Below are 19,764 nucleotides of genomic sequence, written 5' to 3' on the forward strand. Positions count from 1 at the left end.
AGCGCGAGACCGGAAACTATAGAGATCGAACTTTCGCTAGTCAAGGTCTTTTTGAATACAAATGCGAGGAATTTGTCTCGCAGCAGGCACAGCGCCCCTCATGGACGTGTGACACAACGAGATCGCGCGCTAACATATTTACCTTTCCATACCGACGCCAGCCATGCCCGCACTGAAGGCTCTGATCGCCCAACTGGGTAGCCTCGCCCTGCTTTTCATGATCGGCCAGAGCGGCAACCTGCCATTTTCCACCCCCTTGGCGCTAGCGGTGTCGCAAGGACTAATGGCGGCTTTCTTTTCTGCAGGATTGCGCTCGGCACGCTGGTGGATTCCCATCCACATGCTTTTCATGCCCTGCGTGGTCCTGGCTGCGGGCAGCGGTCTGCCGCCATGGGCATATCTCGGCGGATTTGTGTTTTTGGCGCTGGTGTATTGGTCGAGCTTTCGCACTCAGGTGCCGTTGTTTTTGTCCAACAAACAGACCGTACACAGACTTGCAGCCTGGCTGCCCGACAACCAGCCACTGACAGCACTCGACATCGGCAGCGGCACCGGCTCACTAGTACTGCGCCTCGCGCAATTACGGCCGGACTGGCAGGTTCACGGCATCGAGACAGCGCCAGCACCTTACTGGCTGTCTCGCCGCCTGTGCCGGGACATTCCCAACACCCATCTGAGCCGAGGCGATTTCTGGCAGGGCTCGCTGCAAGGTTTTGACGTTGTGTACGCGTTCCTGTCCCCGGTACCGATGCCCGCACTGTGGGCCAAGGCCGTCCGCGAAATGCGCCCAGGCAGCTGGCTAATCAGCAATTCATTCGAGATCTCGCGAGCCACGCCCGAGCACGTGATCAGCGTCAGAGACAAGCGCAACACCCATCTCTTCTGCTATCGCATTCCCGGACACGCGACCACCCCCAAGTCACGGCAATAGACCCGATTTCGTCCGCCTTCTTTCGCCACTCCGAAGCCCCAGAGGGCAGCATGATGAGAGCGCTGACAATACGGCAGCGCAAAACAACTCCTTGCGACACTCAGGGCAATTCAGAACCATGGCTGAAATCATTTGCGTAATCGGCAACAAGGGCGGCACAGGCAAGACCACTCTATCCCACATGCTCTGCCATGGACTGGCGCTCCTCGAACGACGCGCCGCATGCGTCATGACCGATGAGCTACGCGAACCACTTCGCGCCGAAGGGCGGCGCTACGTTGTCGCCGACGCCCGCTCCGCCAAGGCGCGCGAGCAAATGATGGACAAACTGCGCAATCTCCCAGGCTGGATCGGCGTGCTGGATGGCGGAGCCAATCGCACCGACACGGACATTGCACTCTATGAGCTATCGAACCTGGTCTTATTGCCGTTCCGCGACTCTGCAGAAGACTTGCGCACGGTAATCCAGGATCTGGAGCGCTTCCCGCGAGCCCACGCCCTGCCCTCGCAATGGCCGCATAATCGCTGGCAACTTGAGGCTGCGGATCGCCTTGTCGCAACAATGCCAGCCCACCTGCGCTCACGCGTCCTCCCCCCGGTAATGGCCGTCTCATCCTCAAAGCTGCTACTGCAAGCAACCGTACCGGAGCAACTCCCGACAGCCGTTAACAACGCGACGCGCGCACTCGCCCGGATGATTCTGGACATGACGGAACATAAGGAAAGTTTTGCGTACAAGCCCGTCGCGCCGAGCATGCCGGCGACACCTGCTGCATCGGCTGCCGCAAACCCGAGCGCAGCGACACCGCCGGGGCCGTATCAATCAACCATGCGGCACTGAAGGCCACGCAAGCATCCGCTAACCTCGCAAGCCCTGCCGCGCCAGCACCACAAGTGCTTGCGCACGGTTAGCCACGCCAAGGGCGCGCAGAATCGCCGAGCAGTGCACCTTGACGGTACCCTCGGCAAGCCCCAGAAGCTCGGCGATCTCACGGTTGGTGCGCCCCTCGACCATCAGCTCCATGACGCGCGTCTGGGCAGCAGTCAGCCCGAATTGCTCGGATATTGATTCAACACTGCGCTTGCGCGGCAAACGCTGCGGACTCATCTCCGACAGCTCGGGCGTCACCACGCCACCATTGAGGACGGTCTGCACCGCACCAACAAGCTGCTCGGTAGAGAGGGTCTTGGGAAGAAAACCGGAGGCGCCCGCCTTGAGCGCACGCTTGACCGAAGCCTCGTCAGCCAAGGCAGAGACGACGATAACGGGAATGGCTGGAAAGCGGTGCGCGAGAACAGACAGGAGAGAAAAGCCGCTCATATCAGGCAGCATCAGATCGACGAGCACCAGATCGAAGTCTTTTTGCGCCTCAACAATTGCCAGCGCCTCCTGACCGCAAGACGCCTGCGCAAAGCTGCATTGCATGCCCAATCGATCCAGAGCACGCACCATCGCCTCTCGCACCAACGCGTGATCCTCGATGACAAGAATGCGACACTCTTTCATGCTGTGCAGGGCCCATCGCAGTGACATGACAAGGCCGTAAGGATAGCACAACAGCAAGTCAACAAGCCGGGAATCCGCGCCGTTACTACGATTAGCATATTCGTTCTGACAAACATAACACCTCTGAAAATGCCAAACAGATCATATAAGTACATTGGCATACAAAAGCATCAGTCCGTGTTTCCGCCATCAGGCAAAAGATACTTCTGCATGCCCGTTCAACGAGACGCTTACCGATAATCCACATTATTGCTATCGTCCGGCAAAGCCGTGCGCTTGAACGTTGAAAGCGACTTATTGCACGAATGCGTGGATTTGTTTTCCAGAGCCATGAACCTCCGCCCAATTCATCCACCCCGAAAAGCCGGATGAGCACACCTCGCTCATGGCCCTCGAAACAATCACAGCTCACTCGCCTGGCGAGCGCACTGTGCATGTCCGGCGTATGCTTCGGCGCGCTAGCAGACGATGAGTCGCCCTACCTGGATGAATCTCCGGTTGTACTGTCAGCATCGAGACTGTCACAGCCGCTGCGCGATGCCCCCGCGTCCGTGACGGTGCTGGACCGCGAGCAGATTCGCGCCTCGGGCGCACGCGACATCACGGAAGTCCTGCGCCTGGTACCCGGCTTCATCGCCACGATGGCCTATGGCAGCTATCCGGTCGCCGGTTACCACGGGCTAGCACGGGACCGCTCCAACCGCATGCTGGTGTTGATCGATGGCCGATCAGCCTACTCGCCGTATTTTCTGGGCGGGATCGAATGGAACAATCTTGGCGTCAACATCGACGACATTGACCGCATCGAAGTCACGCGCGGCTCCAACTCAGCCACTTATGGCTCCAATGCCTTTCTTGGCGTGGTGAACATCACCACGCGCAAATCAATGGACTCGGAGCGCGCCTCCGTGAGCGTGCAACAGGGTGAAGGCGGGATCGACGACGCCTCGGTTGCAGCGACGATCAAGACAGGCTCCCTTGGCCTGCGCATTCGTGCGCAGCAACAACGCGACAACGGATTTGCGGGCTTTTACGATGGCCGCAATCTGCAGTTGCTCGATTTACGCGGCGACTACCAGATCGACAATCAGCTCGCACTGGAGATGCATGCGGGCGCCAACAAGGCAGGGCTCGCCCGCGGCAACTATGGCGACGATGGCGACCCGCCGCGCTGGACGACCGTTCAACAATCGTATGCGCTCGCCCGCCTGCGCAAGAGCGAGGCGGACGGCGATGACTGGACCCTGTCCTACTACCATCAGCACGAGTTCGGAAAAGACTCCTTTACACAAACAGTGCCAATCCCTTCCGCTCTCATGCGGGCGTTCGGCTTGCCGGCCTCGCTCAACGTGACCAGCGACTCGGGCTACCAGACCAATCGTGATGACATCGAGTTCCAGCGCTTTGAGACGCTTTCCTCCACGGCGCGCGCCGTGTGGGGACTAGGATGGCGCAATGACAGCGTCTATTCGCCGCAGCATTTCTACGGTATCGACACCGTCACCACGCAGGACTCTCGCATCTTCGGCAACCTCGAATGGCGCCCCGCGTCGAGCTGGCTGATCAACGGCGGAGCGATGGTGGAAAAAACTTCCCTTTCAGGCACAAACACCGCTCCACGCCTGGCGCTCAATTACCATGCGACTGACCAGCAGACCCTCCGCATGGCATGGAGTCGAGCTTACCGTACGCCTACGCCATATGAGGTCTATTCGAATACCAAGTACATTTATGACGGGAAAGTGCTGCGCTGGACCGACCAGCCTGCGGGGAGTCTGCGCCCGGAGCGACTGACGGCCTGGGAGCTGGGCTACCTCGCAGAGTTGCACTCGCTCGCGACAACGCTCGACGTGCGCATATTTGATGAAAAAATCGAGGACATGATCCAGGATCGAAAAGTCCCGCTAAGCGTACCGACCGATCAGTTATCACCGATTCGCCCAGAGGCACGCACCTCGGTGAACGGCGATTCTGCGCGCGTCGACGGCATCGAATACCAGTTGATGTGGCGCCCCTCGCGCCGCAGCTGGCTAAGCCTCGCGCAGACATTGATGAATATCCGCAGCACCGAAGTCGGTACGCAGTTCGAAGTCCGCAACCAACGCTCAGCCCCGCATCTTGCAACCGTCATTTCCGGCGCCTATGAACTGGGCTACGGCTTCAACGTCAGCGGCGCGCACTACCGCTACGGTCGCATGAACTGGCAGCAGACCGAGCAGGAAAACCTGCCCCCCTACCATCGCACCGACCTGCGCCTGGGTTATGAATTCCGGGCAATGGGGGGCAAGGCGGAGTTGTTCGTGAACGCCCAGAACCTTGGGCAGGTCAACAACGAGTTCAAGAACCGCTACGAGACTGATCGCCGCATCTTTGGCGGTTTCCGCTGGGAATACTAACGAGTCCATGCCCAGCCTCGCCCCGCGCGCCTCGTTCCGCATCCTGCTTACGCCCCTGGTGTTGATTGCTGCCTTGATTGGCGGCGAAGGCGCTTGGGCGGCCAGCATTGCGGTCGTGCTTAGCGAGGCACGTGGCGCCTACCAGGAGTTCGCCGAAGCCATGCGTGCCGAATTGCGGCGCGACCCGGCCGGGCACGAGCTCATCGTCATGGATAGTGATCAGGCCTCCACCCGCAACCTCGGCGACGCCCAGCTCGTAGTCGGTGTTGGCGGCAAGGCCATGGAGGTACTCGCCAGCAAGGATTTCAAGGCACCTCTGCTCCTGACCCTGATTCCGCGCAGTAGCTACGAAAAGCTGCCAGCCGCGCGCCGTGAAGACCACAAGACCACCGGACTGTTCATTGACCAGCCACCCGCGCGCTATATCGATCTGGTGCGCGCCGCCCTGCCCGATACCGAACGTATCGGCATGCTGGCCGGACGCGATAGCCGCGACAATGTTGCGCGCCTTGCGCAGATTTCGCGGGACCGCAAGCTACGCCCCGGCGTCGAGTACGTCAGTACGGAGGGCGAGATCTATCCCGCAATCCAGCGCCTCTTCCCGGATGGTGGCGTCCTGCTGGCTACGCCGGACACCTCGATCTTCAATACGCAGACAATTCCCAACATCATCCTCAGCGCCTACCGCTTCCGCGTCCCGGTAGTGGGGTTCTCACAAGGCTCCGTGAAATCCGGCGCGCTGATTGCACTGTTCTCGACCCCGGTGCACCTCGGCACCCAGTCCGGAGAAATTGCCAGCAAGCTGCTCGGGGGGGCGCCCTTGCCCGCGCCGCAATTCCCACGACTATTTTCCGTCGGCATCAATGCGGTTGTCGCACGCTCGCTCGGCATTGAACTGGAGAGCGAGACCGTCATTCGCGATCGCCTCGAGCGGATGGAGCGAACGGATCGCCCATGATCTGGCTCAACTGGGATATCCGTACCCGCGTCTTGCTGGTCGCTCTTGTACCAACAGCGGTACTCGGCATTCTGCTGACCATCCTGCTCACGTTCTCGCGCCTCCACGACGTGGAAGATGCGCTGGTCCAGCGCGGCCAGGCGCTCGCGCGGCAGTTGGCTTCGGCATCCGAGTTCGGCCTGTTTTCAGGCAATACCGATGCGTTGGCACAGCTGGCGAGCTCGGCCCTTACCAACTCAGACCTTCAGGGCGTCTCGATTTTTGATCGTGACCACAAGCTGGTGGCCGTCGCGGGTCTGCAAACCCATGCGGCAGGGGTTGTTGACAGCGTATCGCGCATCGAGCAGGTCGGCAGCAATATGCTGCGCATCGCCGAGCCCGTGCGCTACACGCCCACGACCGACGAAGACCTCTACACGCTGACGTCGGATGACCAGCGTGCGGCCCCACCTTCCTCGCTCGGCGAGATCGTCGTGCTGCTATCGCTGGAGCCCCTGCAAAGCCGCAAGCGCTCACAGATGCTCGCCGCAATCGGCACCTTGCTGATCGTGCTGGCCGCCACGGCTGCATTGGCGGCCCTCATGAGCCGATCGGTCAGTCAGCCGATCCGCCATATTGCGCGCGCCGTGACAGACATCGGTCGCGGCCGACTCGACGTCAGCGTACCCGTCATCGGCGGCGGCTCTTTACGACAGCTTGCAGAGGGCCTGAACGACATGGCTCAGCGCCTCAAGCTGTCGCGCGAGGGGCTGGAACAGCAGGTTTCGGGAGCCACCTCGGAACTGCGCGAGCGCAAGGAGGAAGCCGAGCGAGCCAATCTCGCCAAGTCCCGCTTTCTCGCTGCGGCCAGTCACGACTTGCGCCAACCCATGCACGCGCTCGGTCTGTTCATCGCCGAACTGGCAGACAAGCCGCACAACGACGACACGCGCATGCTCATCGAGCGCATCTCGGCTTCTGCGGAAGCCATGGAGAATCTGCTCGACAGCCTGCTCGACATTTCGAAACTGGACGCGGGCGTGGTCACAGCCAATCCGCGACCATTTGCGTTGGGTCCGCTGTTCGAGCGCATCGCCAGCGAATATCAGCATGCCGCTCAGGACAAGGGATTGATTCTGCGGGTCAGGCCAAGTGCGTACTGGATTGACAGCGATCCGCTGCTGTTTGAGCGCATCCTGCTCAATCTCGTTACCAACGCCCTGCGTTACACGCCTCGTGGCGCCGTGATGGTGACAGCCCGCAAACGCGGCACACGCATCCACATCGAAGTGCGTGACAGTGGCATCGGTATTCCGCAGGAAGCGCAAGACAGTGTGTTCCAGGAATTCGTGCAACTCGACAATGCGGCACGCGACCGCAGCAAAGGGCTCGGACTGGGTCTCGCCATCGTGCGCCGCCTTGCGGAGCTGCTGGGCCATCACATCACGCTCACCTCGCTGCCGGACCGCGGTTCGATCTTCAGCGTTGAAGTGCGCGCTGCGCGTCCGATCGAAAACAAGGCCAAGGACGAGAGAGCGGGCGTGGATCTGGTCGGACTTATCGTCGCCATCGTCGATGACGACGCCTTGGCAATGGAGAGCCTGGCCGGTTTGCTGCGCGCCTGGGGCTGCTATGTCGTCTCAGGAGAAAGCCTCCACGCTCTGCAGCATGCGCTGGCTGACAATGACGTCGCGCCGCAAGTCCTGATCAGCGACTTCCGCCTCCCGGGCCCGCATAACGGGCTGGAAGTGATTGCCGCCTTGCGCCAACAATTCGGCCCCGGCCTGCCGGGCCTGTTGCTGTCGGGCGATACCGGACCGGAAGTGCTGCGCCAAGCCACCGATCTGGGCATTCCATTGCTGCACAAGCCGGTGCGCCCGGCCAAACTGCGCGCCGCCATTTCACACCTTGCCGTGTCGCATCTGGCAGATGTGCGCGCCAATAGTGATGCCCACACCGGCGACAGCGCCACAGCCTGATCTCCGATCAATCAGGTTCACGCTTGCTTCGTTCGCGCCTGTACGCAATCGCAGCATGACTAAGCGGTACTATTGCATTTCGCACGTGCAGCATGCAGGTGTGCAAACGCATTCGCGCATCCGCCTCACCGCCGGATCGCAGGAGAAGAAGCAATGACCACCCCCCAAGACAACAATACGGACTTCGTACGGCAAATGTGGAGCAACCTGGGATTTGGCTTGCCTGGCATGGTCACGCCCACGCTGGACGTGGACGAGATCAGCAAGCGCATTACCGATCTGCGGGCCGTTGAAGGCTGGCTAAAGATGAATCTGTCGATGCTGCAGATGACCATCCAGGGCCTGGAGGTCCAAGGCGCAGCATTGTCCGCCGTCAGAGCAATGAGCCAGCCCGGCGAGAACGGCGAGTTGCCAGCCAATCCTTTCGCCAATCCTGCGCTGTGGACCTGGCCTTTCGCACAAGCGGCCTCCGCCGCAACGGACACGTCCCCTGCAGACGAACCGCCTCCCGATACGGGTGCGCGTCCTGCTCCGCGCAGAAACACCAAGAAATGATGCAGAGGATCTCACCTGAAATCGCTCGCAGGGCGACCACCGCGGAGCCGGCATGAGCAATGTCGTTGCCAGCAGCGCCTACGCCCAGTCAAACGACTGGCATCTGGCGCTGGAGCATGCCATCCATCGCCTGCAGCGCATTGATGGTGCCAATCTGGGCTTCGTGTACATCTCTGACCGCTTCACAGCCAATTGCGATGCAATTCTCGAGCGCCTGCGCACAGCAACCCCCGTGCGCCACTGGGTTGGCGCCAGCGGCGTCGGCGTACTCGGCTCGGAGCAAGCCGAACTGGATGCGCCCGGCATTTCGTTGATGTTGTGCCGCCTGCCCAAGGACAGCTTCCGGGTGTTCTCAGGGCGCACGCCACTGCCACGCGACTTTGCTGCGTACGGCGCGATTGTGCATGGCGATCCCGCGACGCCGGACATGAGCGAGCTGGTACAGGACATGGCCAGCAAGGTACGTGCAGGCAGCATCAGTGGCGGGCTGGCAAGCGCACGCCAGCATCCCGTCCAGATTGCCGATACCGCCCTTAGCGGCGGCATGTCCGGCGTGGCCTTCGACGAACGCATTCGCCTTGTCACCGGCGTCAGCCAGGGTTGCTTGCCCCTGCCCGGTGGCTGGCGGGTCACAGACGCCGACGAACACAGCATCACGGAACTCGATGGCCGCCCGGCGCTGCAGGTGTTTCGCGAAGCGGCCGGACCCGCACTGGGTGCCGACCTGCGCCGCGCCACACGCAATCTGCGCGTCGGTCTCACCGATGCCGAACAGGACAGGCGCATGTTCACCGTCCGCAATATCGTCGGCGTAGATTTGCGCCGCGGCCATCTCACCATCAACGACAACGTCAGCGAGGGCCAGCACGTAGTCTTCGTACGACAGGACGCGGACAGCGCCTCGGAGGATTTCCGCCAGATGCTGCAGCGCCTGCAGCAAGCCTGCCCCGAACCCCCTGTCTGTGGCATTTACGTCAGCGGGAGCGGTCGCGGCGGCGCGCTGTTCGACAGCGACGACAGCGAGGTCGCCATGATTGCCGAGGTCTTTGACAACTTGCCTCTGGCGGGTTTCTTCTCTTCCGGAGAGATCGCCGGTGATCGGCTTTACGGTTTTACCGGCACGCTCACACTTTTCTTCTAACCCGTTTTCTTACGACACTTTCACGAGCCAGTACTTATGAGCCAGACAGCATCGCCCGCGGCAGAAATCTTCAAGGCCTACGACATCCGCGGCATCGTCGACAAGAGCCTCACCACCGAAACCGTGCGTGGCATCGGCCAGGCCCTTGGCACCGAAGCCCTCAAGCGCGGCCAGAAGACCATCGTCGTCGGCTACGACGGTCGCCTGTCCGGCCCGCGCTTTGCCGAAGCGCTCGCCGCCGGCATCACCTCGACGGGTATCGACGTCATCGACATCGGCTGCGTCGCTACGCCTATCACCTACTTCGCCGCCTACCACCTCGGCGCCAACAGTTGCGTGTCCATCACCGGCAGCCACAACCCGCCCGACTACAACGGCATGAAGATGGTGCTCGGCGGGCAGACGCTCTACGGCGCCATGATCCAGGACCTGCGCCGCCGCATCATCGAGAACGACTTCGCAAGCGGCAGCGGGAGTGTTTCGAAGATCGACGTGCGCCCCGCCTACATCGAGCGCATCCTCAGCGACGTCAAACTCGCCCGCCCCATGAAGATCGTGCTGGACAGCGGCAACGGCGTCGCCGGCAATACCGCCCCCGAGCTGTTCCGCAAACTCGGCTGCGAGCTCAGCGAACTGTTCAGCGAAGTCGACGGCAACTTCCCCAACCACCATCCTGATCCGTCCAAACCGGAGAACCTCGAAGACGTCATCCACGCCCTGAAGAACGGTGATGCCGAACTGGGTCTCGCCTTCGACGGCGACGGTGACCGCCTCGGCGTTGTCACCAAGGACGGCGAGATCATCTACCCCGACCGTCAGATCATGCTCTTCGCGGCTGACGTGCTGTCGCGCGTACCCGGCGGCCAGATTATTTACGACGTCAAATGCACGCGTAACCTTGCGCCATGGATTCGCAAGCACGGTGGCGTGCCTGTCATGTGGAACACCGGTCATGCACTCGTGAAAGCCAAGCTCAAGGAAACCGGCGCCCCGCTGGCTGGCGAAATGAGCGGCCACATGTTCTTCAAGGAGCGCTGGTACGGCTTCGATGATGGCCTTTACACGGGTGTTCGTTTGCTCGAAATCCTGTCGCGCAGTCCCGATGCGAATGCCATTCTCAAGGCGTTGCCGGATGCTGTCAGCACGCCCGAGCTGAACATCAAGATGAACGAAGGTGAGCCCGTGCAACTCGTCGAAAAGCTCAAGGCGGCAAAGTTCGACGGCGAAGTCGAACGCATCACCATCGACGGTTTGCGCATCGAGTATGCCGATGGCTTTGGCCTCGCCCGCTCGTCGAATACGACCCCTGTCGTCGTGCTGCGCTTCGAGGCCGACAACGCTGCGGCGCTTGAACGCATCCAGGCGGACTTCCGCCGCACGATCGGCGCCGCCTGGCCGGGCATTGAATTGCCATTCTGATCACTGGCCTGGCGGACACAAAAAAGCCGGATGCTTGCATCCGGCTTTTTTTGTGCGCTCCCACTCATCTGATAGCGACTTACCGATCAGGCGGCTTTGGCAGGTGCATCGAAGAACTGCTCGTTCTCGGTCGAGCCGTGCAAAGCAGTGGTGGAAGACTGCCCGCCCTCTATCACTTGCGTGATCGCATCGAAGTACCCAGTACCCACCTCGCGCTGATGCTTCACCGCCGTAAAGCCGCGATCTGCCGCGGCGAACTCGGCCTGCTGCAGCTCGACGAAAGCCGTCATGTTCTGGCGAGCGTAGCCATAGGCCAGATTGAACATGCTGTAGTTGAGGCTGTGGAAACCGGCCAGCGTGATGAACTGGAACTTGTAGCCCATTGCACCGAGCTCATGCTGGAACTTCGCGATCGTTGCATCGTCGAGGTTCTTCTTCCAGTTGAACGACGGCGAGCAGTTATATGCCAATAGCTTGCCGGGAAATTCGCGATGGACGGCTTCAGCGAACGCCTTCGCATACGCGAGATCCGGCTTGCCGGTTTCGCACCACACCATATCCGCCCAGGGTGCGTAAGCCAGGCCACGCGAGATCGCCTGTTGCAAGCCTGACTTCGTGCGGTAGAAACCCTCCATCGTGCGCTCACCCGTACAGAAGGGCTTGTCGTTCTCGTCCACGTCGGAGGTCACCAGATCGGCCGCGTCTGCGTCGGTACGCGCCACCACCAACGTAGGCACGCCCATGACGTCAGCGGCAAGACGTGCAGCAACAAGTTTGGCGACGGCTTCGCGCGTCGGCACCAGCACCTTGCCGCCCATGTGGCCGCACTTCTTGACCGACGCGAGCTGATCCTCGAAATGCACGCCGGCCGCACCCGCGTCGATCATCGCCTTCATGAGCTCGAAGGCATTCAGCACACCGCCGAAGCCCGCCTCGGCATCAGCGACGATGGGGGCAAAGTAATCGACGAAGTCGGCATCGTTCGCGCCCTTGCCTTCCGACCACTGGATCTGGTCTGCGCGCGTAAAGGTGTTGTTGATTCGCCGCACCACGGCAGGCACTGAATTGACAGGATAAAGAGACTGGTCGGGATACATCTCGCCGGCGATGTTGGCATCGCCCGCTACCTGCCATCCAGACAGGTAAATCGCCTTGAGTCCCGCCTTGACCTGCTGCATGGCCTGGTTGCCGGTCAAAGCTCCAAGGGCGTTCACGAAAGATTCCTCGTTCAGCTGTTGCCACAGCTTTTCGGCGCCGCGTCTGGCGAGCGTGTGCTCAACCTGCAGGGAACCGCGTAGTCGCACCACTTCCTCGGCGCTATAACCACGCTTGATACCTTTCCAACGCGGATTCTCGGACCACTCCTTCTTCAACATCAGTGCTTGCTGCGTGCTGCTCATGGTTACGTCTCCTGGTCTATGTCAGATCAACATCGGTCTCCCACGTGCGGATTCGCAAGACAGAAAACCGACAAACCAGTATAGGCACGCTATTGCGTAGCAGCATTTTTGCAAGCGCGAGACGGATAATTTTTTTATCAATAAATAACAATAACTTGCAAACGTATTTTTATATTGTGAAATCAAAAAACGGCCTCTGAAATTCCTTTTAGACGTTTTTCGATCGCGGCGCAGCAATATAGGGTTTTCATCAGGTAAAAAAATTGGCCCGGTTCCCCGGGCCATCTCTATCAAAAACTGATGCGCTGAAACTGCAGCAATCAGGCGTGTGCCTCTTCCAGTTCGTCGAAGTGCAGCCCGACCTTGCCTGCCTCGTCCACATCGATCGTGACTCGCCCGCCGCTTGCCAGACGTCCGAACAAGAGCTCGTCCGCCAGTGCAGAGCGAATGGTGTCCTGGATGAGACGCGCCATCGGACGCGCTCCCATGAGCGGATCGAAGCCCTTCTCGCACAACCAGGCGCGCAGACCATCGGTGAAGGTGGCTTCGACCTTCTTCTCCTGCAACTGTGCTTCCAGTTGCAGCAGGAACTTGTCGACCACCCGCATGATGATTTCGCGATCCAGTGCGCGGAAGGAGATCGTCGCATCCAGACGATTGCGGAACTCCGGCGTGAACAAACGCTTGATCTCGGCCATCTCGTCGCCCAGCGCCTTGTTCGACGTAAAGCCCATGGTCGATTTCTGCAGCGCTTCCTGACCCGCATTCGTCGTCATGATGATGATGACGTTGCGGAAATCAGCCTGACGACCATTGTTGTCCGTCAGCTTGCCGTGATCCATCACCTGCAACAGGATGTTGTAGATGTCCGGATGCGCTTTCTCGATTTCGTCGAGCAGCAGCACGCAATGCGGCTTCTTGTTGACCGCCTCGGTCAGCAGACCACCTTGGTCGAAACCGACGTAGCCCGGCGGCGCGCCGATCAGACGGCTGACCGCATGACGCTCCATGTATTCGGACATGTCGAAACGGACGAGCTCGATACCCAGCGTATAAGCCAGCTGACGCGCGACTTCAGTTTTGCCGACACCGGTCGGGCCGCTGAACAGGAAGGCGCCGATCGGCTTGAGCGGATTGCCCAGACCCGAGCGCGACATCTTGATCGCCTTGGCGAGCGCGTCGATAGCCGGATCCTGGCCGAAGACCATGTTCTTCAGATCGCGATCCAACGTTGCCAACGCGGTGCGGTCATCGTTGGAAACCGAGCGCGGTGGGATGCGCGCGATCTTGGCTACGATGTCCTCGATCTCGTTCTTGCCGATGGTCTTCTTCTGACGCGACTTCGGCAAGATGCGTTGTGCAGCACCGGCTTCGTCGATCACGTCGATGGCCTTGTCCGGCAGATGACGATCATTGATGAAGCGCGCTGACAGCTCGGCCGCACTGGTGATTGCAGCCGTCGAATACTTGATGCCGTGATGCTCTTCGAAGCGCGACTTGAGACCCTTCAGGATTTCGATAGTCTCAGGCACGGTCGGCTCGTTCACTTCCACCTTCTGGAAGCGGCGTGACAGCGCATGGTCCTTTTCGAAGATCGAGCGGTACTCGTTGTAGGTCGTTGCGCCGATGCATTTCAGCTGGCCAGAGGACAGTGCTGGCTTGAGCAGATTGCTTGCGTCGAGCGTGCCGCCCGAAGCTGCACCCGCACCAATCAGAGTGTGGATTTCATCGATGAACAGAATCGCGTTCTGGTTCTCAACGAGTTGCTTGAGCACTGCTTTCAGGCGTTGCTCGAAGTCGCCACGATATTTCGTGCCGGCCAGCAGCGCGCCCATGTCAAGAGAATAGACCTGTGCGTTCTCGAGCACTTCCGGCACGCGGCCTTCGATAATGCGGCGTGCAAGGCCTTCGGCAATCGCCGTCTTGCCCACGCCGGCTTCGCCGACGAGCAGCGGATTGTTCTTGCGACGACGGCACAAGGTCTGGATGACGCGCTCCAGCTCCTTGTCGCGACCGATCAAAGGATCGATCTTGCCGACCAGAGCTTGCTGGTTGAGATTCTGCGTGTAGCTCTCGAGCGCGCCGCCTGCGCCAGCGGCTTCGCCTTCACTGCCCTCGCCCGGCTCTTCACCGGACTTGCCCGGTGTTTGGGAAGGATGGCTTTGCGTTGGTGCCTTGGCGATGCCATGCGAAATGAAGTTCACGACGTCGAGTCGTGTAACGCCCTGGCGCTGCAAGAAATAGACGGCGTGCGAGTCTTTCTCGCCGAAGATCGCGACGAGCACGTTGGCGCCGGTCACTTCCTTCTTGCCGGAAGATTGCACGTGGAGAATCGCGCGCTGGATGACGCGCTGGAAACCCAGCGTCGGTTGCGTGTCGATTTCGTCCGAACCGGAAACGGTCGGCGTGTGTTCAGTAATGAAATTGTTGAGCTCGCGGCGCAGCTCGTCGATGTTGACCGCGCATGCACGCAGCACTTCGGCTGCGGAAGGATTGTCGAGCAAAGCCAGCAGCAGGTGTTCGACCGTAATGAACTCGTGCCGCTTCTGCCGTGCTTCGACAAAGGCCATGTGGAGACTGACTTCCAGCTCTTGCGCAATCATTTAATCTTCCTCCATCACACAGGCCAAAGGATGTTGATGCTGCCTTGCAAAACTGCTGACCTGCTCAACCTTCGTTGCTGCTACATCACGTGGAAACACGCCACAAACGCCTTGTCCGTTGCGATGCACGTCGAGCATGACGCGTGTTGCCTGCTCCCGGTCCATCGCGAAAAAACGCTGTAAAACAGTGACCACAAAATCCATCGGCGTGAAGTCGTCGTTCAACAACATCACCTTGAAAAGACGGGGCGGTTGCAATTTCGTGCGTTCCGCTTCCAGTATCGAATTCGATTGCTTGCGAGTTGGCATGCGACCCATTCTAATCGCTTCGAACCAGACTTCAAGGCCAAGTTTCCCGGCCAAAAACCCATTCAATTCCTGTCGCGTCCCATGTGCACGCCTAGTTGTGCACACGCCCAACGAAAAAAATCCTACGCTCACTTGGCTTGCGGTGCACAACGCTCCGCTCATCGCCGCAAAAGCAACGCCGAAGTGCATCAGCATGCTCAAAAACCAGCAGCTACAAGGCCCGCCACGCACCTCACAAGAGCAAACTAGCAACTCATGTGCCGACTGGGTATCAGACCAATTTCAAATTTAATAATTCCTTGTGCGACGCGCCATTTGCGGAAAATTCCCGACTCTTGACGGCATCCTGTGCATGGCGTAAAAGCGCGCTGTGCCCGAACGGCGGCCTTGAGGCACGCAATTGGGGCGCACTGGTGTAGTCAGCCAGGATTTCCCAAGAGGCGCTTTTACAGGACGCCCAGTTTGTAACCAGGACATCAAGAAGAGTCAGAGGAAGACAAGATGGCAATCGGAACAGTTAAGTGGTTTAACGACGCAAAAGGCTTTGGCTTTATTACGCCGGACGATGGCAGTGAGGATTTGTTCGCACACTTCTCCGCCATAACAATGAATGGCTTCAAGTCACTGAAAGAGGGCGAAAAAGTCTCTTTCGATGTACTGCAGGGCCCCAAGGGCAAACAGGCTTCGAACATCCAGCGCGCCTCGTAAGTCTGGCCGGCGACAGCGCGAGCTGTCGGTGGCACACTGTAAGGCCCGCCTAGTGCGGGCCTTTTTCATTCTGGCTACGCTGCGCGATTTCGACAGTAGCGAAGCAACAATTCACAGATACGGGCAGTCTGCGCAGCTTCAAGAGCGCGACGCCGGATTCTTGATGCAGGACAAACGGTAGAGATGGCAACACGCGTGATCCTGTTGAACAAACCCTTCGGCGTGCTGAGCCAGTTCACTGGCGAAGAAGGGCAACGCACGCTCGCAGACCTCGTCAAAGTGCCGCATGTGTATGCCGCCGGGCGCCTTGATGCGGATAGCGAGGGCCTTCTGCTGTTGACCGACGATGGGCGCATGCAGAACGAGCTCGCCGATCCACGCCACAAGCAGCCGAAGACCTACATCGTGCAGGTCGAAGGAGAGCCCGCAGAAGACGCTCTGGCGCAGCTACGCGGTGGCGTGACGCTCAAGGACGGCGCCACCCGCCCGTGCCAGGCAAGACTCATCGACGAGCCCGCGTGGCTTTGGGAGCGCACGCCGCCGGTACGCTTCCGCAAGAGCGTGCCGACAGCATGGCTGGAGATCGTGATTACCGAAGGGCGCAACCGGCAGGTACGGCGCATGACGGCGGCCGTCGGCCTGCCCACCTTGCGGCTGATTCGCGTTGCAATCGGATCATGGCAGCTCGGTGACATCGCGCCGGGGGAATGGCGCGATGGCCTACCTCCACCCGAGGTCAAGCGCAGCTGGCGCTACAGAGAAGATCCGGACAATTGAGGCAAGTCGCTTGTGTCCCCCAGGACCTTGATCATCTGCAAGCACGGATGTTCGGGCGCCCATAGCTCCGGAAACACCTCGAGAGGCACGAAGCCCATCCGCTCGTAGAAGCTGCGCGTTTGCTGGTACTCGACAGAGGGATGCGAGGGAGCAAGCGTCTTGACCTGGAGCAGTCGGGCGCCCTGCTTCACCGCCCATGCCTCTGCGTGTCGAAGCAAGGCAGCTCCGTAGCCCTTGCTGCGATGATCGCCATGTATTGCGACGCAGTGAATCTCCCAAGACCGCGGGAAATGCTGACGCATGGAAACGAAACCGATCAGCTTTGCGTCGTGCCTGAGGTTGAACGTCGGCAAATGTGCGGTATCGCACACGTAGCCTTGCAGGGCAGATTCCACACCGAACCAGCGAGGCAGACTGCGCAGGATTGCCTCATAGGCAACTGCGCTATCCGCCGCCGGTCCGTCGATGTGCGGAGCGCTCAACCAGCCTCAGCCACACGCTTGGCAATGTGCGCCAAGGCTTCGTCGATCTGGTCGATCAGGATCAGGCTCAGATCGCCTTCTTTGAGCAGTTCGAGAGCGGTATCGATCGCCACGAACTCGCCCTGGATCTCTTTCACCTGGCTGGTTCTGGTCGCGCCTTCGAGGCCCTGGCGCAGCAGCGCGACGACTTCGCCATCGGCACGGCCGCGCTGGCAGGCGTCCTGATAGAGGATCACGTCATCGAAGGCATCGCCGAGAATTTCGGTCTGCTGGCGGATGTCTTCGTCACGGCGGTCGCCTGCACCGCTGATGACGACCGAGCGGCGCTTGGCCGGCATCGCTTCGACGGCCTTGACGAGGGCCGCAATCGCGTCCGGATTGTGGCCATAGTCGGCGATGACGGTCGCGCCACGATAGTCGAAGACGTTGAAGCGGCCCGGTGCGTTGTCGCTGTCGCTGACGAAGGTTGCCAGCCCCTCGGCAATTGCGTTCCAGTCGATGCCAGCGCCCCACGCTGCGGCCACGGATGCCATCACGTTCTCGACCTGGAAGCCGATCGTGCCATTGCGCGTGAGCGGCACCTGCGCGAGCGGAATGCGCACATTGAAATGACCTTCCGCAGCGACCACATGCCCGTTCTCGACGAAGACCACGCGCTTGCCCTGTGCACGATGCGTGACGATGATCGGGTGATGGTGATCGGCGGCGAAATAGATGACCTGGCCGGGACAACTGGCAGCCATGCCGGCGACGATGGGGTCGGCGGCGTTGAGCACGGCGTAGCCGTCGGTCGATACGTTGTTCACGATGACGCGCTTGAGCACGGCCAGATCTTCAACCGTGGTGATGTAGTTGAGGCCCAGGTGATCGCCGAGGCCGACATTGGTCACCACCGCCACCTTGCAGCGATCGAAAGCGAGGCCCTCGCGCAGCATGCCGCCACGTGCTGTTTCGAACACGGCTGCATCGACATCGGGGTGCATCAGCACATTGCGCGCGCTGCGCGGGCCGCTGCAATCGCCCGTATCAACGCGCTTGCCCTGGATGTAGACGCCATCGGTATTGGTCATGCCGACACGCAAGCCGCTCTTGCCGAGGATGTGCGCCGCAAGGCGCACGGTCGTCGTCTTGCCATTGGTGCCAGTCACGGCAATCACCGGGATGCGGCCGTCATCACCGGCTGCATAGACCTCGCTGATGATGGCCGAACCCACATCGCGGCCTTTGCCGAAGGACGGCGAGAGGTGCATGCGCAAACCTGGCGCAGCATTCACTTCGACGATGCCACCAGACTGCTCTTCGAGCGGGCGCAGCACTGATTCACACACCACGTCCACACCACATACATCCAGCCCGACCATATGCGCAGCTGCCACGGCACGCGCGGCGAGATCCGGGTGCACGTCGTCGGTCACGTCGGTGGCAGTCCCACCTGTCGACAGATTGGCGTTGTTACGCAGGATCACGCGCATGCCCTTGGGCGGCACGGAATCCGGCTTGAGATCCTGTATCTCCAGGCGCGCCACCGCGATATCGTCAAAACGGATTTTCGTCAGCGAAGTGGCGTGACCATCTCCACGACGCGGGTCGCGATTCACCGCATCGACGAGTTCGCGCACGGTGTGTACGCCGTCGCCGACCACCAAGGGCGGCTCGCGGCGCGCAGCCGCAATCAGGCGACTACCCACGACCAACATGCGGAAATCGGCGCCCGGCAGGAAACGTTCGACGAGGACTTCATCGCTGATCTCGGCCGCCGCCTTGTATGCGATAGCCATATGCTCGCGACTGACGATGTTGACCGTCACGCCCTTGCCCTGATTACCGTCCTGCGGTTTGACGACCACGGGCAAACCGATTTCCTCGGCGGCCTTCCAGGCATCTGCCTCGTCGCTGACCGGACGCCCCTTGGGCACCGGCACACCAGCGGCTTCGAGCAATTTCTTGGTGAGCTCTTTGTCCTGCGCAATGGTTTCCGAGATTGCACTGGTGCGGTCGATCTCGGCAGCCTGGATGCGGCGCTGTTTGCTGCCCCAGCCGAACTGCACCATGCTGCCCGAGGTCAGACGGCGGAACGGGATGCCACGCGACACGGCGGCCTGCACGATGGCGCCCGTCGATGGCCCGAGACGGACATCTTCGTCGAGTTCGCGCAAGGACTTCAGGGCTGCATCGAGATCGAAGCTGCTGCCATCCGCTGCGGCACGAATCAACTCCTGCGCGAGATCCATGGCCAGTCGGCCGACGGCTTCCTCACTGTATTCGACGACGACCTGATAGACGCCCGTCTCATCCGTCGAATTGGTACGACTGAAAGTCACCGGGCAACCCGCCTGCGCCTGCAGACCCAGCGCAGCGTATTCCAGTACATGCGCCATCGAGGGCTCGTCATCGTGCTTGGTCGGACGAATCGCACCGATCTGCGGGAACAGCGCGCGCAAACGCACGTCGAACCCCGGCAAACGCGCCAGAGACGTTTCTTCTTCCGTGCACACCACGACACTCTCGATAGAGAGGTGACGGCTCCACAGATTGGGGCCACGCAAGGCGCGAATTCGAGAGACTTCCATCAAACTTTTCCTGTCGTAATGCTGTTGTATTTTCTTGCCACGAAACGATC

The 19,764-nt window shown here is 60.4% G+C and carries 16 protein-coding genes; 10 read left to right on the forward strand and 6 right to left on the reverse strand.

Translation table 11 applies throughout. The annotated features are described in order from the left end of the window. Positions 1-217 precede the first annotated feature (217 nt). Entirely contained in the window at positions 218-931 is a 714-nt protein-coding gene (locus tag VVD49_RS00355) for a class I SAM-dependent methyltransferase (RefSeq protein WP_327597130.1), read from the forward strand. A gap of 118 nt (positions 932-1,049) precedes the next feature. Beyond that, a complete protein-coding gene (locus VVD49_RS00360) occupies positions 1,050-1,772 on the forward strand; it encodes a P-loop NTPase family protein (protein ID WP_327597131.1) in 723 nt (240 codons plus the stop codon). Positions 1,773-1,790: 18 nt separating this feature from the next. Here VVD49_RS00360 and VVD49_RS00365 read toward each other — a convergent pair whose 3' ends face one another. Further along, positions 1,791-2,465, reverse strand: a complete 675-nt coding sequence (locus VVD49_RS00365) for a response regulator transcription factor (RefSeq protein ID WP_327597132.1) — start codon at positions 2,463-2,465, stop codon at positions 1,791-1,793. A 407-nt stretch (positions 2,466-2,872) separates the two neighbouring features. Between VVD49_RS00365 and VVD49_RS00370 the strand changes: the two genes are divergently transcribed. The 6 genes from VVD49_RS00370 to VVD49_RS00395 all read left to right on the forward strand — a co-directional run bounded on the left by VVD49_RS00370 (position 2,873) and on the right by VVD49_RS00395 (position 10,865). Then, entirely contained in the window at positions 2,873-4,834 is a 1,962-nt protein-coding gene (locus tag VVD49_RS00370; RefSeq protein ID WP_327597133.1) for a TonB-dependent receptor plug domain-containing protein, read from the forward strand. A 7-nt stretch (positions 4,835-4,841) separates the two neighbouring features. Further along, on the forward strand, positions 4,842-5,792 hold the full coding sequence (locus VVD49_RS00375; protein ID WP_327597134.1) for an ABC transporter substrate-binding protein: 951 nt from the start codon (positions 4,842-4,844) through the stop codon (positions 5,790-5,792). After that, positions 5,789-7,750, forward strand: a complete 1,962-nt coding sequence (locus tag VVD49_RS00380; RefSeq protein WP_327597135.1) for a hybrid sensor histidine kinase/response regulator — start codon at positions 5,789-5,791, stop codon at positions 7,748-7,750. Before VVD49_RS00375 ends, VVD49_RS00380 begins: the two co-directional genes overlap by 4 nt. Positions 7,751-7,903: 153 nt before the next feature. Continuing rightward, a complete protein-coding gene (locus tag VVD49_RS00385) occupies positions 7,904-8,305 on the forward strand; it encodes a PhaM family polyhydroxyalkanoate granule multifunctional regulatory protein (protein WP_327597136.1) in 402 nt (133 codons plus the stop codon). A gap of 52 nt (positions 8,306-8,357) precedes the next feature. Further along, on the forward strand, positions 8,358-9,446 hold the full coding sequence (locus VVD49_RS00390; protein ID WP_327597137.1) for an FIST signal transduction protein: 1,089 nt from the start codon (positions 8,358-8,360) through the stop codon (positions 9,444-9,446). Between the two features lie 36 nt (positions 9,447-9,482). Then, the gene (locus VVD49_RS00395; protein WP_327597138.1) at positions 9,483-10,865 is read left to right on the forward strand and encodes a phosphomannomutase/phosphoglucomutase; all 1,383 of its coding nucleotides are present in this window, start codon (positions 9,483-9,485) and stop codon (positions 10,863-10,865) included. 86 nt (positions 10,866-10,951) lie between these two features. Here the strand turns inward: VVD49_RS00395 and aceA are convergent, their stop codons facing one another. From aceA to clpS, 3 genes are all read right to left on the reverse strand, one after another. Further along, on the reverse strand, positions 10,952-12,265 hold the full coding sequence (gene aceA, locus VVD49_RS00400; RefSeq protein WP_327597139.1) for an isocitrate lyase: 1,314 nt from the start codon (positions 12,263-12,265) through the stop codon (positions 10,952-10,954). Between the two features lie 320 nt (positions 12,266-12,585). Then, entirely contained in the window at positions 12,586-14,868 is a 2,283-nt protein-coding gene (clpA, locus tag VVD49_RS00405; protein ID WP_327597140.1) for an ATP-dependent Clp protease ATP-binding subunit ClpA, read from the reverse strand. Continuing rightward, on the reverse strand, positions 14,869-15,177 hold the full coding sequence (gene clpS, locus VVD49_RS00410; RefSeq protein WP_327598924.1) for an ATP-dependent Clp protease adapter ClpS: 309 nt from the start codon (positions 15,175-15,177) through the stop codon (positions 14,869-14,871). It abuts the gene before it with no gap. Between the two features lie 501 nt (positions 15,178-15,678). Between clpS and VVD49_RS00415 the strand changes: the two genes are divergently transcribed. Both VVD49_RS00415 and VVD49_RS00420 read left to right on the forward strand, forming a co-directional pair. Further along, positions 15,679-15,885: a cold-shock protein gene (locus VVD49_RS00415; RefSeq protein WP_327597141.1), complete on the forward strand. Its 207-nt coding sequence runs from the start codon at positions 15,679-15,681 to the stop codon at positions 15,883-15,885. Positions 15,886-16,068: 183 nt separating this feature from the next. After that, complete coding sequence (locus VVD49_RS00420; RefSeq protein ID WP_327597142.1) at positions 16,069-16,662, forward strand: pseudouridine synthase; 594 nt, start codon at positions 16,069-16,071, stop codon at positions 16,660-16,662. Here the strand turns inward: VVD49_RS00420 and VVD49_RS00425 are convergent. Together VVD49_RS00425 and cphA are read right to left on the reverse strand one after the other, a co-directional pair. Continuing rightward, entirely contained in the window at positions 16,638-17,144 is a 507-nt protein-coding gene (locus VVD49_RS00425) for a GNAT family N-acetyltransferase (RefSeq protein ID WP_327597143.1), read from the reverse strand. The genes VVD49_RS00420 and VVD49_RS00425 overlap by 25 nt on opposite strands. Beyond that, positions 17,141-19,714: a cyanophycin synthetase gene (gene cphA, locus VVD49_RS00430; RefSeq protein WP_327597144.1), complete on the reverse strand. Its 2,574-nt coding sequence runs from the start codon at positions 19,712-19,714 to the stop codon at positions 17,141-17,143. The genes VVD49_RS00425 and cphA overlap by 4 nt, the downstream gene beginning before the upstream one ends. Between the last annotated feature and the right edge of the window lie 50 nt (positions 19,715-19,764).

It is taken from the genome of Uliginosibacterium silvisoli (assembly GCF_036017035.1).
Taxonomy (GTDB): Bacteria; Pseudomonadota; Gammaproteobacteria; order Burkholderiales; family Rhodocyclaceae; genus Viridibacterium; species Viridibacterium silvisoli.

Bases quoted from the DNA above. Each gene is read 5' to 3' on its own strand.
- VVD49_RS00390 (WP_327597137.1), top strand. From the start codon at position 8,358: ATGAGCAATGTCGTTGCCAGCAGCGCCTACGCCCAGTCAAACGACTGG.
- VVD49_RS00355 (WP_327597130.1), top strand. From the start codon at position 218: ATGATCGGCCAGAGCGGCAACCTGCCATTTTCCACCCCCTTGGCGCTA.
- VVD49_RS00420 (WP_327597142.1), top strand. From the start codon at position 16,069: ATGGCAACACGCGTGATCCTGTTGAACAAACCCTTCGGCGTGCTGAGC.
- VVD49_RS00380 (WP_327597135.1), top strand. From the start codon at position 5,789: ATGATCTGGCTCAACTGGGATATCCGTACCCGCGTCTTGCTGGTCGCT.
- VVD49_RS00365 (WP_327597132.1), bottom strand. From the start codon at position 2,465: ATGTCACTGCGATGGGCCCTGCACAGCATGAAAGAGTGTCGCATTCTT.
- VVD49_RS00415 (WP_327597141.1), top strand. From the start codon at position 15,679: ATGGCAATCGGAACAGTTAAGTGGTTTAACGACGCAAAAGGCTTTGGC.
- cphA (WP_327597144.1), bottom strand. From the start codon at position 19,714: ATGGAAGTCTCTCGAATTCGCGCCTTGCGTGGCCCCAATCTGTGGAGC.
- VVD49_RS00375 (WP_327597134.1), top strand. From the start codon at position 4,842: ATGCCCAGCCTCGCCCCGCGCGCCTCGTTCCGCATCCTGCTTACGCCC.
- aceA (WP_327597139.1), bottom strand. From the start codon at position 12,265: ATGAGCAGCACGCAGCAAGCACTGATGTTGAAGAAGGAGTGGTCCGAG.
- VVD49_RS00395 (WP_327597138.1), top strand. From the start codon at position 9,483: ATGAGCCAGACAGCATCGCCCGCGGCAGAAATCTTCAAGGCCTACGAC.
- VVD49_RS00385 (WP_327597136.1), top strand. From the start codon at position 7,904: ATGACCACCCCCCAAGACAACAATACGGACTTCGTACGGCAAATGTGG.
- clpS (WP_327598924.1), bottom strand. From the start codon at position 15,177: ATGCCAACTCGCAAGCAATCGAATTCGATACTGGAAGCGGAACGCACG.
- clpA (WP_327597140.1), bottom strand. From the start codon at position 14,868: ATGATTGCGCAAGAGCTGGAAGTCAGTCTCCACATGGCCTTTGTCGAA.
- VVD49_RS00370 (WP_327597133.1), top strand. From the start codon at position 2,873: ATGTCCGGCGTATGCTTCGGCGCGCTAGCAGACGATGAGTCGCCCTAC.
- VVD49_RS00360 (WP_327597131.1), top strand. From the start codon at position 1,050: ATGGCTGAAATCATTTGCGTAATCGGCAACAAGGGCGGCACAGGCAAG.